Source organism: Plantibacter cousiniae (nom. nud.) (assembly GCF_977070315.1).
The window spans coordinates 341,993-362,457 of record NZ_CDRVEU010000005.1; the positions used below are offsets into that span (position 1 = coordinate 341,993).

A 20,465-nucleotide genomic window follows, 5' to 3' on the forward strand; every position below is an offset into this window, starting at 1 on the left:
TCTTTCAAAGGAATGCGGAGTTTCAGTGCGGGTGCTGACGGGTCACGCCAGCATCGAATTGCGCGACGACCTGTTTCCAGCCTGAATCTATCAAGGCCTGGTCACTGAGGTCGCTGACCGCCGCCGGCGAGGCATTGCGGTTGATCCAGATGTCCGGCTGCTCGCCGGAATCGACACGCATCAGAAAGGAACCGGCCACGCTCGGCGTCCGGCTCAGTCCCAGGTAGGACTGCTCGATCATCTGCCAGGCATGGTCGCCACGGCTCACCGAACTGGCATCCGTGGCGAACGGCGCAAAGCCTTCGTCGCCCAGTTGCCCCGGGGTGATCGGTGTCTGCTGCTCGCTGGCCAGCAAGCGGATTTCGTCGAGGGTCACGCGCAGGTCGACGTAAATGCCTTGTTCCGCAGCGCTCAGGTCGCGTCGTGCGTCCAGTTGGTAGATGGCAATGCTGTGCGTTTCCCGGGTATCACGGTGCAGGCTGATCACGCCTGCAGCGCAGCCAAGGATCAACAGGCACAGCATCAGCACATACAGGGTTTCATGCCCGGCGCCTGCCGGACGGACGATGTGTCGGGTCGGTGTGCTCATGGGGCCTGGATATCCGCCTGATCGATTTCCACCACGTGACCGGGACCGGCGTCGAACAGCACGTAGAACTCGGAGGCGGGGCGTTTGAAGGTCACCGTCGAGTCTTCGCCGAGCTTGCCGGGCACCAGAATGGTTTCGTCGTAGCCGATCACGTCCAGGGTCACACCCGGCGCACCACTGCCGTCGGAAAAACCGCCAGTGCAGCGGATCTGCTCTGTGTCGATCTGTTTGCATTCGCACATCGGGTTATGCGCCAGGGCGTTGCCGCTCAGGCCAAGCAGGCATAGGGCACTGGCCGTCAGCCAGCGCAGGGAAGGGCGGGCACTCATGGTTGGGCTCCTTGTTTTTTCAGCCACGCCACGGTGCTGGGCGAAGCCTGTTGCAGGGGGATGGAAGTCTGATGCACGGCGCCGTCCCAGCCTTCCATGGTGATCCACAGCTCGGCGTCGGGATCGGTGTTTTGCGCGATCTGCATGAAGGCGCTCATGCGGTAGCCGCCACCGAAGAAAATCACCCCGGCGGTGCGCAGGCTGCGCGGTTTGCCGATGCGCAGATAAGTGGCCTTGACCCGGTCGATGCAGGCGTTGCACAGCGCAGCGTTGAAACTTTTCATGTAGCCCGAAGGGCCGGACAGTCGCGGCGCTTCGTTGCGGTCCTCTGCCAGACGCAGGCTCCACGGGCCGACCTGAATTTCGCCGACCTCGCGCTGGCCGAGGCCCTGATCACCACGGTCCAGCGCGTTGTCGGAGAAGTACTTGGGCATGAAACCCAGCGGGATCAGCACCAGCAGCACGTTGATGTGGAAGCGCCACTTATGCCAGAAACGGCTCAGTGACGATGCAGGTTGTGCAACAGCGGCGGCCTTGCTCACAGACTGTTCTCCGGGGTGCGGGTCACCAGCGGCGAGGGCGTGGTGTTTCGTGGGGTTGCAGCGGCCGTTGCCGGGCGGGTTCGGGCTTCACGCTTGAGGGCGTTGAGCGTCGCCAGGGCAGTACGTTTGCTCCAGATCAACAGGCCGCTGAGCACCATCATGCTCAGCAGCAGGCCGAAGAATGCCCAGATCAGTTTGATCCAGATGCCGCCGAAATCGCCGGTGTGCAGGGGGCGCATGGACTCGGTGACGAACTCCAGCTTGTTGCGGTCCGACAGCAGGTGTGACGCGGCAATCTCGCCGCTGTACGGGTTGATTTCGGCGGTCTGGAACATCAATGGATACCAGCTGCGTCCACCCACCTGCATGTTGCTGTAGGCATTGAACGGCGGCGTGATGAAGCTGGCTTCCAGGCCCGGAATCCGCTCCTTGGCGATTTCCACGGCGCGCTCCAGGCTGATGGTTGGCGCAGGACTGCCGTCGGCAGTCAGCGGAACGGCGCTGTGCGGAATGATCGACGCGACCTGGGATTTGCTGGAAATACTGATCTGGTTGTCGCCCAGAATCGCCTGGATCAGAAACCATGTGCCGGTAATGGAAATCACGGCAATGAACCAGATCGACCAGACGCCGCTGAGGCGATGCAGGTCGCCCCAGAAAATCCGTGGACCCTGGCTGAAACGTACGGGTTTGAAAAAGCCGCGCCAGAATTTCTTGTAGACCACCAGCCCGGTCACCAGCGATGCCAGCAATGGCAGGCCGAGAATCGACACCAGATACCAGCCCCACGAATAACCGTTGGTAAACGGCACCAGCCACCAGCCGTGCAGCGCGCGGGTGAAGCGGCGGAAGTCGAACGACGGGGTAATGCCCTGAATCACCCCGGTGTAAGGGTTGACGTAAGCCGGGACCGAACGCCCGTCGGGGTAGGTGATGAACACGCTCAAGGCGAAGTAGTCGCCGTCCGGCTGCATGATGGTGCCGACGATCAGGTCCGGTTCGTTGCGTTCGATGGTGGCGCGAATCTGTTCGAAGTTCAGGCGCGGGGCATCGTCGGAAGGGCGGTTGTCACGCATCTCCGGGTTGGTCAGCCACATGATTTCCTTGCTGACCACGGCCAGCGTGCCGGTCACACAGACGATCAGCACGAAGAACCAGATCGGCAGAGCCAGCCAGCTGTGGACGAGAAACCAGATTTTTGAACGGGACTTCTTCGACATGGATAAACAATCTCGATTCGCGATGTAGCGCGGACGTCAGGTGAGCGCTCTTTTTAGTACGCGCGGGCGCATAAGGCCTCGCATTCAGTTAAAGACGAATGAGGGCCAGATTCCTGTAAGAGCTTTTTGCGTTTTAAATGCAAAAAAATGTTTCAGCGCGGGCGAACGCCTTCGCATGCCCCATGAATGGGGTGGTACGGCTAATTTTTCAGCGGCGCAGTACGTTCAATCTGGACATTGGTGTTGCGCCAGGCCGCAGGGGCTCGGGCGCTTTTGCCATCAAGGGAGAGACATCATGAGTCATGCGTTGAGTTTGGATATCCGGCCGCTGCTGGCAGGGGCGGGCAGCTTGCCGATGCTGGTACAGGCACCCGAGCCCGGTCTGGACTTGATGGAAGCGCTGGGTGAACTCAAGCCTCTGGTCGCCGGGCACTTGTACAGCGCTGGCGGGATTCTGTTTCGCGGCTTCGAGGTGGGCGGCGCAGAGGCGTTTCGCGAGTTCGCCGCCGGTTTCGGCGATCCGCTGCTCAATTACGAGTTCGGCTCTACGCCGCGCAGCAACGTCACCAAAGGCGTGTACACCTCGACCGAGTACCCGGCGCACCAGAGCATACCGCTGCACAACGAGCAGGCCTACACGCTGGAATGGCCGATGAAGATCTGGTTCTACAGCATGATCGCGGCGCAGACAGGTGGCGAAACACCGATCGCCGACAGCCGCGAAATCTACCGACGCATTCCGGCGCGCATTCGCGAGCGCTTTGTCGAAAAGAAACTGATGTACGTGCGTAACTACGGCAACGGGCTCGATGTGGAATGGAGTCAGGTATTCAATACCGAAGATGAGTCCGTGGTCGAAGCCTACTGCCGGGCGCACAACATCGAGTGCGAATGGAAAGACGACGGCGAACTGCGCACCCGCCAGATCTGCCAGGCAATATCGCGCCACCCGGTCACCCACGACACCGTCTGGTTCAACCAGGCGCACCTGTTCCACATCTCCAACCTGCAGCCGGAAGTGCGCGAAACCCTGCTCGACGTAGTGGACGAAGAAGACTTGCCGCGCAACGTCTACTACGGCGACGGCTCGCCCCTCGAAGAAACCCTGCTGGACGAAATTCGCGGCGTACTTGATGAATGCACCGTCAGCTTCCCATGGCTGGAAAACGACGTACTGATGCTCGACAACATGCTCGCCGCCCACTCCCGCGCACCCTTCACCGGCAAACGCAAAGTGGTGGTGGCCATGGCGCAGGGGCATTCGGATAAGTAAACGCCTTTGCCTGCTTTGGCCCCATCAAAGTAGGTCGCCGAGGGGCGAAAAGGTGACCTGAGTCGAACCTCAATCTACATGAGGTCACAGAGCCGCTGTGTGACGCAGAGCGTGGGGACGATAGTCACAGAGTGCGCAATGGCCTCTTCGCGAGCAAGCTCGCTCCCACAACATGGCATGTGGCATCACCACGCGTCAGCGTGCGTAACGATGGTTGTCCGGCTTGTGATTATCATGCCTGCGCTCCGCGTAGGCATGCAGTTCTGGACGCTCTGCGTCCTCTCTTCAGTGCGCGGTGCAATGCAGAGCCTCACCCCCGAGAAACCTTTCTAAATATTTCCTCGCCAATTCGTTCTTGTTGATACGACCCCGCCCGACGGTCAGCCCCACTCAGCAAGGATCGACCCATGAACCCCGAACACGCCCAGAAACTCGCTCGCCGCTTTGTCGAGTTACCCCTTGAAAAACGCCGCCTGTTCCTCGATGGCATGCGCAAGGAGAACATGGATTTCTCGCTGTTCCCGATCCCTTCCTGTACCGGGCTGGCCGAGCGTGATGGTCTGTCCTATGCCCAGCAACGTATGTGGTTTCTCTGGCAACTGGACCCGCACAGCGCGGCCTACAACCTGCCGATGTCGGTATGCCTGAACGGTCCTTTGGAGCTGCCTTTGCTGGAGCGGGCCTTCAGTGCGCTGGTCGAGCGACATGAAAGCCTGCGCACCACCTTCGGCCAGGAGGGCGACCGGGCGTTTCAGCGTGTCGCGCCGCCAGCGCCAGTGAGCATCCGCCTGACCGACCTGAGCGCTTTGCCGCCCGGGCAGGGCTGGGCCAGTGCGCGTCAGGCCATCGCCGAACAGGCCGCGCAAACCTTCGATCTGCAGCGCGGGCCGCTGTTCACCGTGCAGGTGCTGCGTCTGGCCGAACAGGAGCACCTGCTGCTGCTCAACCTGCACCACATGATCACCGATGGCTGGTCGATGAACGTGCTGATCGACGAATGGCTGCGCGGCTACGACGCGCTGCTGGCCGGTAAACCGCTACCTTTTCAGCCGCTGCTTGTGCAGTACCGCGATTACGCGGTCTGGCAACGCAGCTGGCTGGAAGCCGGTGAGCAGGAGCGTCAGCTGGACTACTGGCGCAGCCACCTGGGCGACGAGCATCCGCTGCTGGAGCTGCCCACCGACCGTCCCTATCCGGCCTTGCCCAGCCACGACGGCGCTCGCCTGGAGCTGGCACTGGAGCCCGAGCTGCTGCGCAACCTGAAAAGCCTCGCGCAACGCCAGGGCGTGACCCTGTTCGTGGTGCTGCTGGCGACCTTCAAAAGCCTGCTGCATCGCTACAGCGGGCAGACCGATATCCGTGTCGGCGGCCTGATCGCCAACCGCACCCGTAGCGAAACCGAAGGGCTGGTCGGCTGCTTCATCAATACTCAGGTACTGCGCAGTGCAGTGACGGCGCAGACCCGCTTCGTCGACCTGTTGAATATCGTCCGCGATGCCTCGACCGGTGCCCAGGCGCATCAGGAGTTGCCATTCGACGCCATCATCGACGCCCTGCAGCCGGAGCGCAGTCAGAGCCATAACCCTTTATTTCAGGTGATGTTCAATCACCAGCCGGTGGTGGCTGACCTGCTCGACAAACAGTTGAGCGGCGGCCTGCGCGTGGCCAATCTGCCTGCCGAACAACAGGCACTGGCGCAACGCTCGCACGCCGCCGCCAGCGACCTGATGCTGGCCACCAGCGGTGAAGGCGAGCAACTGCATGCCGCCTTCACCTACGCCACCGACATTTTTGACGAGTCGACCATCGCTCGTCTGGCCGGGCACTGGCGCAACCTGTTGACCTCGGTGTGTGCTGACCCGCTGCAGACCATCGCCGAACTGTCGATGCTCTCGGCCGACGAGTGCACGCAACTGCTGGATGTCGACAGCGCCACCAAAGTCGACACCACAACCCCCGCGCATCGCCAGTTCGAAGCGCAAGTGCAGCGCACACCGGACGCCCCGGCATTGATCCTCGCCGGTGAAGGCCAAGCGCTCAGCCTGAGTTACACCGAACTGAATGAGCGCAGTAACCGTCTGGCCTGGCAACTGCGCCAGCAGGGTGTCGGCGCGGACGTGCTGGTCGGCGTGGCGCTGGGTCGTTCGCTGGACATGCCCGTGGCGCTGCTCGCCGTGCTCAAGGCTGGCGGCGCTTATGTACCGCTGGACCTGAATGCGCCGAGCGAACGCTTGCGTCATGTGTTGGCGGACAGTGGCGTGAAACTGCTGCTGACCCACAGCGATCAGCTGACCAGGCTGCCTGAACCGGCTGACATTCAATGCCTGTGCATCGATCGGATGAACAGCGAAACCGCCAGCGTGCAAAACCTCGATGGCCCGATCGATCCGGCCAGTCTGGCCTACGTGATTTACACCTCGGGGTCGACCGGGCGGCCCAAAGGCGTGGCGATCAGTCATGCGGCGCTGGCCGAGTTCGTCACCCTGGGGGCGGACTACAGTGACCTGCGCGAAGGCGACAGGGTCCTGCAATTCGCCACCCACAGCTTCGATGGCTTCGTCGAGCAGTTCTACCCACCGTTGTGTCGCGGTGCGGCCGTTGTCCTGCGTGACGAGCGCCTGTGGGACAGCGCCACCTTCCATCAGACCATCGTCGAGCACGGCGTGACCCTCGCCGACTTGCCAGCGGCCTACTGGCTGACGCTGGTTCAGGACTTCGCCGCCAGCCCGCTCGCGCATTACGGTGCGCTACGCCAGGTGCATGTCGGCGGCGAAGCCATGGCCGTCGAGGGTCTGCGCCTGTGGCAAAAGGCCGGGCTGGGGCATGTACGCCTGCTCAATACCTACGGCCCGACCGAAGCCACCGTGGTGTCGAGCATTCATGATTGCAGCACGCTGACCCCGCAGCAGGTGTCCTGGCGCGGCGTGCCGATCGGTCAGGCGCTGGCAGGACGACGCCTGTACGTTCTCGACGATCAAATGAACCTGCTGCCGCAAGGTGCGGTGGGCGAGCTGTACATCGGCGGTCCTGGTCTGGCGCGGGGTTATCACGCCCAGCCCGGCCTGAGCGCCGAACGTTTCGTCGCCGATCCGTTTGTCAGCGGTGAGCGCCTGTACCGTACCGGCGACCGCGCCCGACTGCGCGCCGATGGCGCTGTCGAGTACATCGGCCGGGTCGATCATCAAGTGAAAGTTCGCGGTTTCCGTATCGAGCTGGGCGAGGTCGAATCGCGCCTGCAGCAATGCACGGGCGTGCGCGAGGCTGTGGTGCTGGCCGTCGAACTGGCGGGCGGCACGCAGCTGGTCGCCTACGCCGTGCCGGACGTTGCTGCCACCACAGAGGCCAAACAGTCGGCCCTGCGCCAAAGCATCCGCATCCAGCTGCAAGCCTGCCTGCCGGATTACATGGTGCCGACGCACATGCTGCTGTTGCCCGAATTGCCCCTGACGCCCAGCGGCAAGCTGGACCGCAAGGCATTGCCAGCCCCCGACGCAAGCCAGTTGCAGGCGCGTTATCGGGCGCCGCGCAGCGAGGTGGAAATCTGCCTGGCGGCCATCTGGCAGGACGTCCTGCATGCGCCTCAGGTTGGCCTCGACGATCACTTTTTCGAACTGGGCGGGCATTCGCTGCTCGCCGCGCAAGTCATCGCCCGGATCAAGACGCAGTTGGGCATCAGCCTGCCGCTGCGCACTCTGTTTGAAAAGCCGCTGCTCAGTGAGCTCGCCGTCGAAGTGGCAGCGCTGACCGACAACAGCACGGACAACGACTGGAGCGACATGGACCAGTTCATGGATTCACTGGAGGAATTCGGCGCATGACCGGGACCACTGCTGCACGCATCGCGAAACGTTTTGTCGGCCTGTCGCTGGAGCAACGCCAGCAGTTCCTCGCCCGGTTGCGCCAGGAAGGCAAGGATTTCAGCCTGTTGCCGGTACCGGTCAGTCGGCATGATGTCAGCGCCATTCCGCTGTCCTTCGCTCAGCAACGCCTGCTGTTCCTCTGGCAGCTCGATCCCTCGAGCGACGCCTACAAGATGACCACCGGCCTGCATCTGCACGGCACGTTGAACGAGTCGGCGTTGCGTCGTGCGTTCGATCACCTGATCGAGCGCCACGAGGTGCTGCGCACGGTGTTTCACACTGATAGCGATCAGGCGCAGCAAGTACTGTTGCACGACCAGACAATCGCGTTGGAGTGTATCGATCTGGCCGGTTTGACCGATGTCGAACTGCGCGATGCCGAGCTGGCGCTGCGAGTGGCCACCGTCACGGGCCAACCGTTTGATCTGCGCACGGGGCCGCTGTTGCGCGCGCACCTGTTTCGCCTCGCGGACGATGAACATGTGCTGGTCGTGAGCATGCACCACATCGTTTCCGACGGTTGGTCGATGGAAGTGATGATTCAGGAGTTCGTGCACTGCTATCAGGCGTACTGCGAAGGCCGTGAGCCCGCGCTGCCCGAACTACCGCTGCAATACGCCGATTATGCGATCTGGCAGCGCAGCTGGCTGGAGGCGGGCGAGGGCTCACGTCAGCTGGACTACTGGCGTAAGCAGTTGGGCGAAGAGCAACCGGTGCTGGACGCCGCACCGGATTTCCCGCGTCCGGCCACGCAGAGCTACCGGGGTGAGCACCTGCGCTTCGATTTCGGTGCTGACCTGTCGCGGCGGCTCAACGCCTTTGCGCGCACGCAGGGCATGACCCTGTTCATGCTGGTGCTGGCCGGCTTTTCGCTGTTTCTGTCGCGCAAGGCCGGGCAGCGCGATATCCGCATCGGCGTGCCGAATGCCAACCGCGGTCGTGCGGAAACCGAAGGGTTGATCGGCTTCTTCATCAATACTCAGGTTTTGCGCTGCCAAGTGGACGAACGCCTGAGCTACCTTGACCTGCTGGCGCAGATTCGCGACACTTCGTTCGGTGCGCAGGCGCATCAGGACGTGCCCTTCGAGCAACTGGTCGATCAACTGGCGCCCGAGCGCAGCCTGGGGCACAACCCGCTGTTCCAGGCCAAGTTCAACCAGAACGTGGTCCTCAAGCAGAAAACTGCGCTGAGGCTGGCCGGGCTGGAGGTCAGCGAGTATGCCTTCGACAAACAGGGCGCGCATTTCGACCTGGCGCTGGACATCACTGACGACGGCACACTGATCCACGGCGACATGGCCTACGCTAGCGACCTGTATCGACGCTCGACCGTCGAAGGCTTCATTCCTGAACTGCTCGCGCTGTTCGAAACCCTGCTCGACGCGCCGCAGGCACCGCTGTTCAGCCTGGGAGCACTCGCGGTCGAGCCAAGGCGCGACGCTCGCGAACCCGCGCCGCACATGCTGCAACTCTGGGACCGACAGGTCGAACGGCAGCCTCATGCCCAGGCAGCTCGCTGCCTGGAGCGCACGCTGACCACGCTGCAACTGGAGCAGGCCGCCAATCAGCTGGCTCATCACCTGATCCGCATGGGCATCAGCGAGGGCCGGCCGGTCGCAGTATTGATGGAGCGTTCGCTGGACTGGCTGACGGCCGTGCTGGCGATTTTCAAGGCCGGCGGCGTGTACATGCCGCTGGACGTCAAAGCCCCCGATGCGCGACTGCAACAGATGCTGCTCAATGCGCAGGCCGGGGTGTTGCTGTGTGCCGAGGGTGATGTGCGGCAGACGTCACTGGGTGTTGCCGGTTGTCAGGGCCTGACCTGGACGCCTGCGCTGTGGCAGGACCTGCCTGTCAGCCGCCCCGACATCCTGTCTTCAGCCGATTCGGCGGCCTACGTCATTCATACCTCCGGCTCGACTGGCCAGCCAAAAGGTGTGCTGGTCAGCCAGGGTGCGCTGGCCAGTTACCTGCGCGGCTTGCTGGAACAGCTGCAACTGGCCCCCGAGGCAAGCATGGCGCTGGTCTCGACCATCGCCGCCGACCTCGGCCATACCGTGCTGTTCGGCGCGCTGTGTTCGGGACGCACCTTGCATGTGTTGACCGAGGCGCTGGGTTTCGACCCGGATGCCTTTGCGGCGTACATGGACGAGCATCAGGTGGGCGTGCTGAAAATCGTCCCCGGCCATCTGGCCGCGCTGTTGCAGGCTGGTCAGCCAGCCGACGTGCTGCCGCAGCATGCACTGATCGTCGGCGGTGAAGCCTGCTCGCCCGCGCTGATCGAGCAGGTGCGTCAGCTCAAGCCGGGTTGCCGGGTGATCAACCACTACGGGCCGAGCGAAACCACGGTTGGTGTGCTGACTTATGAGGTGCTGATGTCGCCCTGTGGGAGCGAGCCGGACGACGCTTCGCTTGCTCGCGAAGAGGCCGATACAGGCTTGCGAAACAGGTCGGCTGGGCCATCGCTTTCGCGAGCAAGCTCGCTCCCACAGGATGCATGTGTATCCACTGGGGTGAACTTTGGCGACCCTCTGCGCAGCGTGCCAGTCGGCACATCGTTGCCTGGGGCCAGTGCTTATGTGCTGGACGACGTGTTGAACCCTGTGGGCACTCAGGTTGCCGGCGAGCTGTACATCGGCGGCGACAGCGTGGCGCTGGGCTATATCAGCCAGCCCGCGCTGACCGCCGAGCGCTTCGTGCCGGACCCGTTCGCGAAGGATGGCGCGCGCGTCTACCGCAGCGGCGACCGCATGCGCCGCACTCATCAGGGTCTGCTGGAGTTCATCGGCCGGGCCGACGATCAGGTCAAAGTGCGCGGCTATCGTGTCGAGCCAGCAGAGGTCGCGCGGATGTTGCTGGGCCTGGCTTCGGTGACGCAGGTCAGCGTACTGGCGTTGCCCATCGATGACGATCAGACCCGCCTGCAACTGGTGGCCTACTGCGTGGCGGCAGGCGGGGCTGACCTGAGTGTCGACAGCTTGCGCGAGCAACTGGCTGCGCGCTTGCCGGACTACATGGTGCCCGCGCAGATCATGCTGCTGGACAGTCTGCCACTGACCGCCAACGGCAAGCTCGACAAGCGCGCCTTGCCCAAGCCTGGCGTGGTCAAACAGCGCTACACCGCGCCAGTCGGCGAGATCGAGGAAAAGCTCGCCGCCGTGTGGGCGGATGTCCTCAAGCTGGAACAGGTCGGCAGCACCGACAACTTCTTCGAGCTGGGCGGCGATTCGATCCTCAGTCTGCAGATCATCGCCCGCGCCAAGCGTCAGGGCATCAAGCTCAGCCCCAAGCAGCTGTTCGAAAAGCAGACCATCGGCCAACTGGCCTCGGTGGCGAAACTGATTCAGAAAAAGCCCGCCGCCGTGGCAGAGCAGATCAGCGGTTCGTTGCCGTTGCTGCCGATTCAGGCGCGTTTCTTCGAGCTGGACATCCCCGAGCGTCAGCACTGGAATCAGGCGCTGATGCTCAAGCCGTTGCAAACGCTGGAGGCCACTTATCTTCAGACTGCATTGACTGAGCTGGTCGAACAGCACGACGCACTGCGCTTGGGTTTCACCCAGCAGAGCGGCCAATGGCAGGCCACCTTCGGCGCGCTGAACACTCGCGAGCTGCTCTGGACCCATGAGCTGGACAGCATCGAGCGCTTGCCTGAGCTGGCTGATGAGGCGCAGCGCAGCCTGGACCTGAAAAACGGCCCGCTGCTGCGTGCCGTGCTGATCAACCTGCCACAAGGCGAACAGCGCCTGTTGCTGGTGATTCACCATCTTGTGGTGGACGGCGTGTCATGGCGGGTGTTGCTGGAAGATCTGCAACAGGCGTACCGCGCCCTGGCGCAAGGCCAGCCGGTAGCACTCGCGGCAAAGACCACGTCGCTCCAGCGTTGGGCCGAGCAATTGCAACAGTATGCGACCGGCCAGAAGCTGAACACCGAGCGCGATTACTGGCTGCAGGCCTTGCAGGGTGCAGACCAGCCGCTGCCTCGCGACAAGCCCGAAGGCACGATGCGCAATCGCGATGCGGCGCATGCCTCTTCCTGGCTGAGCCGGGACCTGACCCACAAGCTGCTGAAAGTCGCGCCCGCCGCGTACCGCACGCAAGTCAACGATCTGCTGCTGACGGCGCTGGCCCAGGTCCTCTGCGAATGGAGCCAGCAGCCCTCGGTGCTGATCCAGCTGGAAGGGCATGGCCGTGAAGACCTGTTCGACGATAGCGATCTGAGCCGCACCGCAGGCTGGTTCAGCAGCCTGTTTCCGGTGCGCCTCACGCCGCAGATCGCGCCGGGGGCAAGCCTGTGTGGCATCAAGGAGCAATTGCGTGCGGTGCCCGACAAGGGCATTGGTTACGGCGTGTTGCGTTATATGGGCGAGGCGTCTTTCGCGCAGCAGTTGGCTGCCTTGCCGCAGGTGCGGGTCACGTTCAATTACCTGGGCCAGTTCGACGGCAGCTTCAACGAACACCAAGGCGCGCTGTTCGTACCGAGTGCCGACAGTTCAGGCACTGCGCTGTGCGAGGACGGGCCGCTGGGCAACTGGCTGAGCCTCAACGGTCAGGTGTTCGACGGCCAGTTGCAACTGGACTGGAGCTTCAGCCGCGAGGTGTATCACGCCTCGACCATCGACACCCTGGCGCGTCGCTACGAGCAGGCGCTGACCACCCTGATCGAACATTGCACGGCCGGGCATCAAGGCGTCACGCCTTCGGACTTCCCGCTGGCGCGCCTCACCCAGACGCAGCTTGACGAGCTGCCGATTGCTGCGGGCCAGATCGAGGATATCTACCCACTGTCGCCGATGCAGCAGGGCATGCTGTTTCACTCGTTATTCGATGAAGGCGCGGGCAACTACATCAACCAGTTGCGGGTGGACATTCGCGGGCTGGATGTGCCGCGTTTCCGCAACGCCTGGCAGGCCGCGGTGGACAATCACGACGTGCTGCGCAGCGGTTTTGTCAGCCAGCGCGAGCAGTCGCTGCAAGTGGTGCAGCGTCAGGCCGAGGTGCCTTTTGTCGAGCTGGATGCGCGCGGTCAGCCGGAAAGCTGGCTCGACGACTGGGCGCAAGCCGATCGTCAGCAGGGCTTCGATCTGGCACACGGGCCATTGTTGCGCCTGGCCGTGTTGCGCACCGCCAAAGACGCGTGGCATCTGGTGTATACCAGCCACCATATCCTCATGGATGGCTGGAGCAGCTCGCGCCTGCTCGGTGAAGTGCTGCAACGCTACAGCGGGCAGATGCCAGCGAAACAGGCGGGTCGCTATCGTGATTACATTCAGTGGCTACAGCATCAGGATGCCGCCCTCAGCGAGCGTTTCTGGACTGCGGAGCTGGCGGAACTGGACGAGCCGACCCGTTTGCTGCAAGCGTTCAAGTCTTCGGCCGAGGGGCAGGGCTACGGCGACTACATCCAGCTGATCGACAACGACGGCACCCGACGCCTGAACGCGTTTGCCCGCGAGCAGCGCGTCACCCTCAATACGCTGCTGCAATCGGCCTGGCTGTTGCTGCTGCAACGCTATACCGGCCAGTCCAGCGTGACCTTTGGCGCGACCGTGGCCGGGCGTCCGGCCGAGTTGCCGGGTGTCGAAGAACAGCTGGGGTTGTTCATCAACACCTTGCCGGTCATTGTCAGCCCGCGCGCCGAGCAGACGGTGGCCGACTGGGTGCATCAGGTACAGGCGAAAAACCTTGCCCTGCGCGAGCATGAGCACACGCCGCTGTATGACATCCAGCGCTGGGCGCGCAACAGTGGTGAGGCGTTGTTCGACACCATTCTGGTGTTCGAAAACTACCCGGTGTCCGAAGCCCTGCAACGTGCGCCGGACGGTCTGGCATTCAACGACCTGCGCAATCAGGAGCAGGCGCATTACCCGCTGACCCTGGTGGTCGAGGCCAATGAGGTACTTTCGGTGCGTTTCAGCTACGACCGCCAGCACTTCAGCGCCGAAGGCATTCTGCAGCTGGCGGCGCATTTCGATCACCTGCTGCAGAGTCTCTGCGCATCGGCAACCACGCGAATCGGCGAACTGGCATTGCCAACCGCCTGGACGCAAAGCGTGCAGCGCTACCCGAGCGAGCAGTGCGCCCATCAATGCATCGAAACCCAGGCCGAGCGTAACCCGCAGGCCGTCGCCCTGAGTTTTGGCGATGAGCAACTGAGTTACCGGCAGCTCAACCAGCGTGCCAACCAACTGGCGCACAAACTGCGCGAGCAGGGCGTCGGTCCGGATGTTCGCGTCGGGCTGGCCGCTGAACGTAGTCTGGAAATGGTCGTGGGAATGCTGGCGATCCTCAAGGCCGGTGGCGCTTACGTGCCGCTGGACCCGGATTACCCGCAGGATCGCCTGAGCTTTTTGATGCAGGACAGCGGTATCGAATTGTTGCTGACTCAAGTGCATTTGCTGGGTCAGTTGCCGATTCCTGCACACGTTCAAACTCTGGATCTGGCTGATGCGCTGAACGATTACAGCACCGATAACCCGATCAGCCAGACCGCGCCGGACAACCTGGCCTACGTGATCTACACCTCGGGCTCGACCGGCAAACCCAAAGGCACCTTGCTCGCCCATCACAACCTGATGCGCCTGTTCGCGGCCACAGATGACTGGTTCACATTCAGCGAAAAGGACGTGTGGACGCTGTTCCACTCCTTTGCGTTCGACTTCTCGGTCTGGGAGATTTTCGGCGCGCTGCTGCATGGCGGCCGACTGTTCATCGTGCCGCGCGAAGTGAGCCGCTCGCCGGAAGACTTCCATGCGCTGCTGGTCGAACAGCAGGTCACGGTGCTCAACCAGACACCGTCGGCGTTCAAGCAACTGATGCGCGTGGCCTGTGATTCATCGCTACCGCTGTCGTTGCAGAAAGTCATCTTTGGCGGCGAGGCACTGGACGTCGCCAGCCTGAAGCCGTGGTTCGCGCGTTTCGGCGATCAAGCGCCACAACTGATCAACATGTACGGCATCACTGAAACCACGGTGCACGTGAGCTATCGACCGATCACGCTGGCCGACACGCAGAACCCGGCCAGCCCGATTGGCGAGGCGATTCCCGACCTGTCGTGGTATGTGCTGGACGCTGATTTCAATCCGGTCGCCCAGGGTTGCAGCGGCGAACTGCACATCGGTCATGCCGGTCTGGCGCGGGGCTACCATCACCGCGCCGCGCTGACCGCCGAACGCTTTGTGCCGGACCCGTTTTCCAACGACGGCGGCCGCCTTTACCGCACCGGCGACCTGGCGCGTTATCGCGCTGCCGGAACCATCGAATACGCCGGGCGTATCGACCACCAAGTCAAGATTCGCGGCTTCCGTATCGAGCTGGGCGAAATCGAAGCGCGGCTGCAAGCGCACCCGGCGGTGCGCGAAGTGAGCGTGCTGGCGCTGGACGGGCAATTGGCGGCGTACCTGGTGCCTACCGAGCCTGATCAGGATCAGACAACCCTGCGTGAAACGCTGAAAAGCCAACTCAGGGCGCACTTGCCCGATTACATGGTGCCTACCCATTTCATCGTTCTCGACAGCATGCCGTTGACCGCCAACGGCAAGCTGGACCGCAAGGCGCTGCCTGCGCCGGACGCCAGTCAGTTGCAGGCCACCTACAGCGCCCCGCAAGGCGAGCTGGAGCAGCAACTGGCAGCGATCTGGGCCGACGTGTTGAAGATCAAGCGGGTCGGTCGCAGTGACAACTTCTTCGAGTCGGGCGGGCATTCGCTGCTGGCGGTGCAGATGCTCGTGCGGGTGCGCGAACAGTTGCAGCACGAGGTCAGCCTCAAGGAGGTCTTCGAGCAACCGGTGCTGGCGGACTTCAGCGCCACGCTGCAGGAAAAAAATGGCGAAAGTGGCCACGCGCAGGACGAATTGACTAAATCACTGGAGGCACTCAAACGTTTATCAGCGGAGGAAATTGATAATTTGATTGCTTAGCAGGAGAGACCCCAGTGCAACAGTTGCTTGACTCCGTTAAATCGCTGTCCGCCCGTGAACGCAAGGCGCTGGCGGTGCTGCTCAAGCGTCAAGGGGTGAATCTCTACGGGGTCACGCCGATCGCAGTGCGGGAGACGCAGGTGCCGTCCGCGCTCTCCTACGCGCAGCAGCGGCAATGGATCATCTGGCAACTGGAACCGCACAGCGCGGCTTATAACATTCCGCTGGCGTTGCGCCTGCACGGCGCGCTGAATGTCGAGGCATTGCGGCGCAGTGTGGAGCAACTGATCGAGCGTCACGAAACGCTGCGCACCACGTTTGAACAGCAGGGCGATGAAGCGCTGCAGGTGGTGCATCCGGTGTCGCCTTTTGCGCTCGGTGTCGAGCAACTGGCGGCTGGCGAGTCCGTTGAAGCCTGGGTGGATCACCACATGCAGCAGCCTTTCGATCTGCTGCAAGGGCCGCTGCTGCGGGTCAACGTGCTCAGGCTGAGCGGGCAGGAGCATGTACTGGTGTTGACCCAGCACCACATCGTCTCCGATGGCTGGTCGATGCCGATCATGGTCGAGGAGTTGATGCAGTTCTACCAGGCCGCCAGCCTTGGTCGCGAGGTCAAGCTGGCGCCTTTGCCGATCCAGTACGCCGACTACGCCCTCTGGCAGCGCAACTGGCTGGAAATGGGTGAACAGGAACGCCAGCTGGCGTACTGGAAGCAGCAACTGGGCGAGCAACAGCCGATTCTGGAATTGCCCACTGATCGGCCGCGTCCTGCGCTGCGCAGTTACCAAGGTGCGCGGCTTAACGTCGAGCTGGACTTTGCGCTGCTTGACGGCCTCAAGGTGCTGGCGCGGCAACAGGGCATCACCCTGTTCATGCTGTTGCTGGCCTCGTTGCAGACCCTGCTGCATCGCTACAGCGGTCAGGCCGATATACGCGTCGGCGTGCCGGTCGCCAACCGTACCCGCAGCGAAACCCAGGGGCTGATCGGCTTCTTCGTCAACACCCAGGTGCTCAAGGCTGAATTCACCACGCAGACATCCGTGGCCGAGCTATTGCAGCAGGTCAAACACACCGCCGTGCAGGCGCAGGCGCATCAGGACCTGCCGTTCGAGCAACTGGTCGAAGCCTTGCAGCCGCAGCGCGACCTGAGCCGCAGCCCGCTGTTCCAGGTGGCCTACAACCACCAGAGCGAAGGCCACAACCAGACCCGTGAGCTGGCAGGGCTGCGTCTGGAATATCAGGTGTCCGACAAGCACACCGCGCAGTTCGACCTGACCCTCGACACCTGCGAACGCCCGGACGGCCTGACAGCCGCATTGACCTACGCCACCGACCTGTTCGACGCATCGACCATCGAGCGCATGGCCGGGCACTGGCGCAATCTGCTGAGCGGCATGTGCCGCGACGTCAACCAACGCATCGCCGACCTGCCGCTGTTGAGCGTCGATGAACGGCAAGACACCCTGCGCGACTGGAACCGCGACATTGCGGTTTACCCAAGCGATTATTGTGCCCATCAACGTATTGAAACCCAGGCCGAGCGCACACCGCTGGCCATCGCTCTGAGCTTTGGTGCCGAGCAGATGAGCTATCAACAGCTCAACCGCCGCGCCAACCAGCTCGCCCATAAACTGCGCGAACAGGGCATTGGCCCGGACATGCGAGTCGGGCTGGCCGCCGAGCGCAGTCTGGAGATGATTGTGGGGATGCTGGCTATCCTCAAGGCCGGTGGCGCTTACGTGCCGCTGGACCCGGATTACCCGCAGGATCGCCTGAGCTTTCTGATGCAGGACAGCGGTATCGAATTGTTGCTGACTCAAGCGCATTTGCTGGGTCAGTTGCCGATTCCTGCACACATTCAAACCCTGGATCTGGCTGATGCGCTGAACGGTTACAGCACGGAAAATCCGCTCAGCCAGACCGCGCCGGACAACCTGGCCTACGTGATCTACACCTCGGGCTCGACCGGTAAGCCAAAAGGCACCTTGCTCGCCCATCACAACCTGATGCGCCTGTTCGCGGCCACAGATGACTGGTTCACATTCAGCGAAAAGGACGTGTGGACGCTGTTCCACTCCTTTGCGTTCGACTTCTCGGTCTGGGAGATTTTCGGCGCGCTGCTGCATGGCGGCCGACTGGTCATCGTGCCGCGCGAAGTGAGCCGCTCGCCGGAAGACTTCCATGCGCTGCTGGTCGAACAGCAGGTCACGGTGCTCAACCAGACACCGTCGGCGTTCAAGCAACTGATGCGTGTGGCCTGCGATTCGTCGCTACCGCTGTCGTTGCAGAAAGTCATCTTTGGCGGCGAGGCACTGGACGTCGCCAGCCTGAAGCCGTGGTTCGAGCGCTTTGGCGATCAAGCGCCACAACTGATCAACATGTACGGCATCACTGAAACCACGGTGCACGTGAGCTATCGACCGATCACGCTGGCCGACACGCAGAACCCGGCCAGCCCGATTGGCGAGGCGATTCCCGACCTGTCGTGGTATGTGCTGGACGCTGATTTCAACCCGGTTGCCCTGGGTTGCAGCGGCGAACTGCACATCGGCCATGCCGGCCTGGCGCGGGGCTACCATCACCGCGCCGCGCTGACCGCCGAACGCTTTGTGCCGGACCCGTTCTCCAATGATGGTGGCCGCCTGTACCGCACCGGCGACCTGGCGCGTTATCGCGTTACCGGAACCATCGAATACGCCGGGCGTATCGATCACCAGGTGAAGATTCGTGGCTTCCGCATCGAACTGGGCGAAATCGAAGCGCGGCTGCAAGCGCTCCCGGCGGTGCGTGAAGTGAGCGTGCTGGCGCTGGACGGGCAATTGGCGGCGTACCTGGTGCCTACCGAGCCTGATCAGGATCAGACAACCCTGCGTGAAACGCTGAAAAGCCAACTCAGGGCGCACTTGCCCGATTACATGGTGCCTACCCATTTCATCGTTCTCGACAGCATGCCGTTGACCGCCAATGGCAAGCTGGACCGCAAGGCGTTGCCTGCGCCGGACGCCAGTCAGTTGCAGGTCACCTACAGCGCTCCGCAAGGCGAGTTGGAGCAGCAACTGGCAGCGATCTGGGCCGACGTGTTGAAACTCGAGCGGGTTGGACGCAGTGACAACTTTTTCGAGCTGGGTGGGCATTCGCTGCTGGCCACTCAGGTGATTTCGCGTATTCGTCAGCAACTGGACGTCGAGTTGTCGTTACGCGACTTGTTCGAAGCGCGTGATCTGGCGGCCTTCGCGCTGGCAGCCGGCGCAGGGCAGGGCAACGACGCGCCGCGCTTCATCAAGGCCGACCGTACGCAGCCGCTGGGGCTGTCTTACGCGCAGCAGCGTCAGTGGTTCCTCTGGCAGCTTGATCCGCAGAACACCGCGTACATTATTCCCGCAGTCCTGCGCCTGCGCGGTTCGCTGGACATCGCTGCGCTGGAGCACAGTTTCAGCGCGCTGATTGCCCGTCACGAAACCCTGCGCACGACCTTCCGCCAGCAGGGCGAGCAGGCGCTGCAGATCGTTCATCCGCCACGTGCCTTGATTCTGTCTGTCGAGTCGCTGCCCAGCGGCCAGACTCTTGAAGCTTGCGTGCAGCAGGAAATGCAGCGCCCGTTCGATCTGGAGCAGGGACCGCTGTTGCGGGTCCGCTTGCTGAACCTCAACACCGATGAGCATGTGCTGATTCTGACTCAGCATCACATCGTCTCCGATGGCTGGTCGATGCCGATCATGGTCGATGAACTGGTGCGCCTTTACGAGGGCTACAGTCAGGGCCGTGAGGTGAGCCTGACCGCGCTGGACCTGCAATACGCCGACTACGCACTGTGGCAGCGGACCTGGATGGAGGCTGGCGAGCAGGCCCGGCAGCTGGATTACTGGAAGCAGCAATTGGGCGATCAGCAGCCGATTCTGGAGCTGCCCGCCGATTATCCGAGGCCAGTGGTACAAAGCCATGCCGGTGCGCGTCTGGCAGTCGAGCTTGAGCCTGCGCTGATCGATGGCTTGAAGCAGGTCGCGCGTCAACAGGGCGTGACCCTGTTTATGCTGTTGCTGGCGTCATTCCAGAGCCTGCTGCACCGTCACAGTGGCCAGTCGGATATTCGCGTCGGCGTGCCGATTGCCAACCGCAACCGCGCTGAAACCGAAGGCCTGATCGGCTTCTTCGTCAACACACAGGTGCTGCGCGCCGAGTTTGACGTGCATACGACGTTCAATGAGTTGCTGCAGCAGGTCAAACACACCGCCCTGCAAGCCCAGGCGCATCAGGAGCTGCCATTCGAGCAACTGGTCGAAGCCCTGCAGCCACAGCGCAGCCTTAGCCACAGCCCGCTGTTTCAGGTGATGTTCAATCACCAGAGCCAGGCCAGCGCCAACGTCCGCGCGCTGCCCGGTCTGCAGGTCGAAGCGCTACTGCCGGACAGTTACCCGGCGCAGTTCGACCTGACCCTCAACACTGCCGAACATGACGGTGGCCTGAGCGCTGGCCTGACCTATGCGACAGTGTTGTTCGACCCGCGCACCATCGAGCGCATGGCCGGGCACTGGCTGGCCTTGTTGCAGGCCATCTGCGCCAATGCCGCACAGCGCATTGCCGAAGTGCCGATGCTCGACATGGCTGAACGGCAGCAGATTCTTCACGACTGGAACGCTACCGCTGCGAACTTCCCCAACGAAGACTGCCTGCACAGCCTGATCGAAGCCCAGGTATGCGCCACGCCGGACGCACCGGCGCTGATTTTCGCTACTGAA

General features: G+C 62.6%; 8 protein-coding genes. 4 read left to right on the forward strand and 4 right to left on the reverse strand.

Annotated elements, in window-relative coordinates; translation table 11 throughout:
• Positions 1 to 22 precede the first annotated feature (22 nt).
• The 4 genes from ACW55A_RS13100 to ACW55A_RS13115 are packed head-to-tail and all read right to left on the reverse strand — an operon-like array spanning position 23 to position 2,680.
• Positions 23 to 589 carry a DUF6162 family protein gene (locus tag ACW55A_RS13100; RefSeq protein ID WP_455807961.1) on the reverse strand — a complete coding sequence of 189 codons (567 nt, stop codon included), beginning with the start codon at positions 587 to 589 and terminating at the stop codon, positions 23 to 25.
• Positions 586 to 918 carry a hypothetical protein gene (locus tag ACW55A_RS13105; RefSeq protein ID WP_003318855.1) on the reverse strand — a complete coding sequence of 111 codons (333 nt, stop codon included), beginning with the start codon at positions 916 to 918 and terminating at the stop codon, positions 586 to 588. Before ACW55A_RS13105 ends, ACW55A_RS13100 begins: the two co-directional genes overlap by 4 nt.
• Positions 915 to 1,460, reverse strand: a complete 546-nt coding sequence (locus ACW55A_RS13110; RefSeq protein ID WP_044308434.1) for a PA2404 family protein — start codon at positions 1,458 to 1,460, stop codon at positions 915 to 917. Before ACW55A_RS13110 ends, ACW55A_RS13105 begins: the two co-directional genes overlap by 4 nt.
• On the reverse strand, positions 1,457 to 2,680 hold the full coding sequence (locus ACW55A_RS13115) for a PepSY-associated TM helix domain-containing protein (protein WP_455807959.1): 1,224 nt from the start codon (positions 2,678 to 2,680) through the stop codon (positions 1,457 to 1,459). Before ACW55A_RS13115 ends, ACW55A_RS13110 begins: the two co-directional genes overlap by 4 nt.
• Positions 2,681 to 2,975: 295 nt before the next feature.
• Between ACW55A_RS13115 and ACW55A_RS13120 the strand changes: the two genes are divergently transcribed.
• The 4 genes from ACW55A_RS13120 to ACW55A_RS13135 all read left to right on the forward strand — a co-directional run.
• A complete protein-coding gene (locus ACW55A_RS13120) occupies positions 2,976 to 3,953 on the forward strand; it encodes a TauD/TfdA family dioxygenase (protein ID WP_003436569.1) in 978 nt (325 codons plus the stop codon).
• A gap of 407 nt (positions 3,954 to 4,360) precedes the next feature.
• Positions 4,361 to 7,771, forward strand: a complete 3,411-nt coding sequence (locus ACW55A_RS13125) for a non-ribosomal peptide synthetase (RefSeq protein ID WP_455807958.1) — start codon at positions 4,361 to 4,363, stop codon at positions 7,769 to 7,771.
• A complete protein-coding gene (locus tag ACW55A_RS13130; protein WP_498811028.1) occupies positions 7,768 to 15,729 on the forward strand; it encodes an amino acid adenylation domain-containing protein in 7,962 nt (2,653 codons plus the stop codon). Before ACW55A_RS13125 ends, ACW55A_RS13130 begins: the two co-directional genes overlap by 4 nt.
• Before the next feature lie 14 nt (positions 15,730 to 15,743).
• Positions 15,744 to 20,465: amino acid adenylation domain-containing protein (locus ACW55A_RS13135; protein WP_499140338.1), on the forward strand; the 4,722-nt coding region annotated here is incomplete at its 3' end.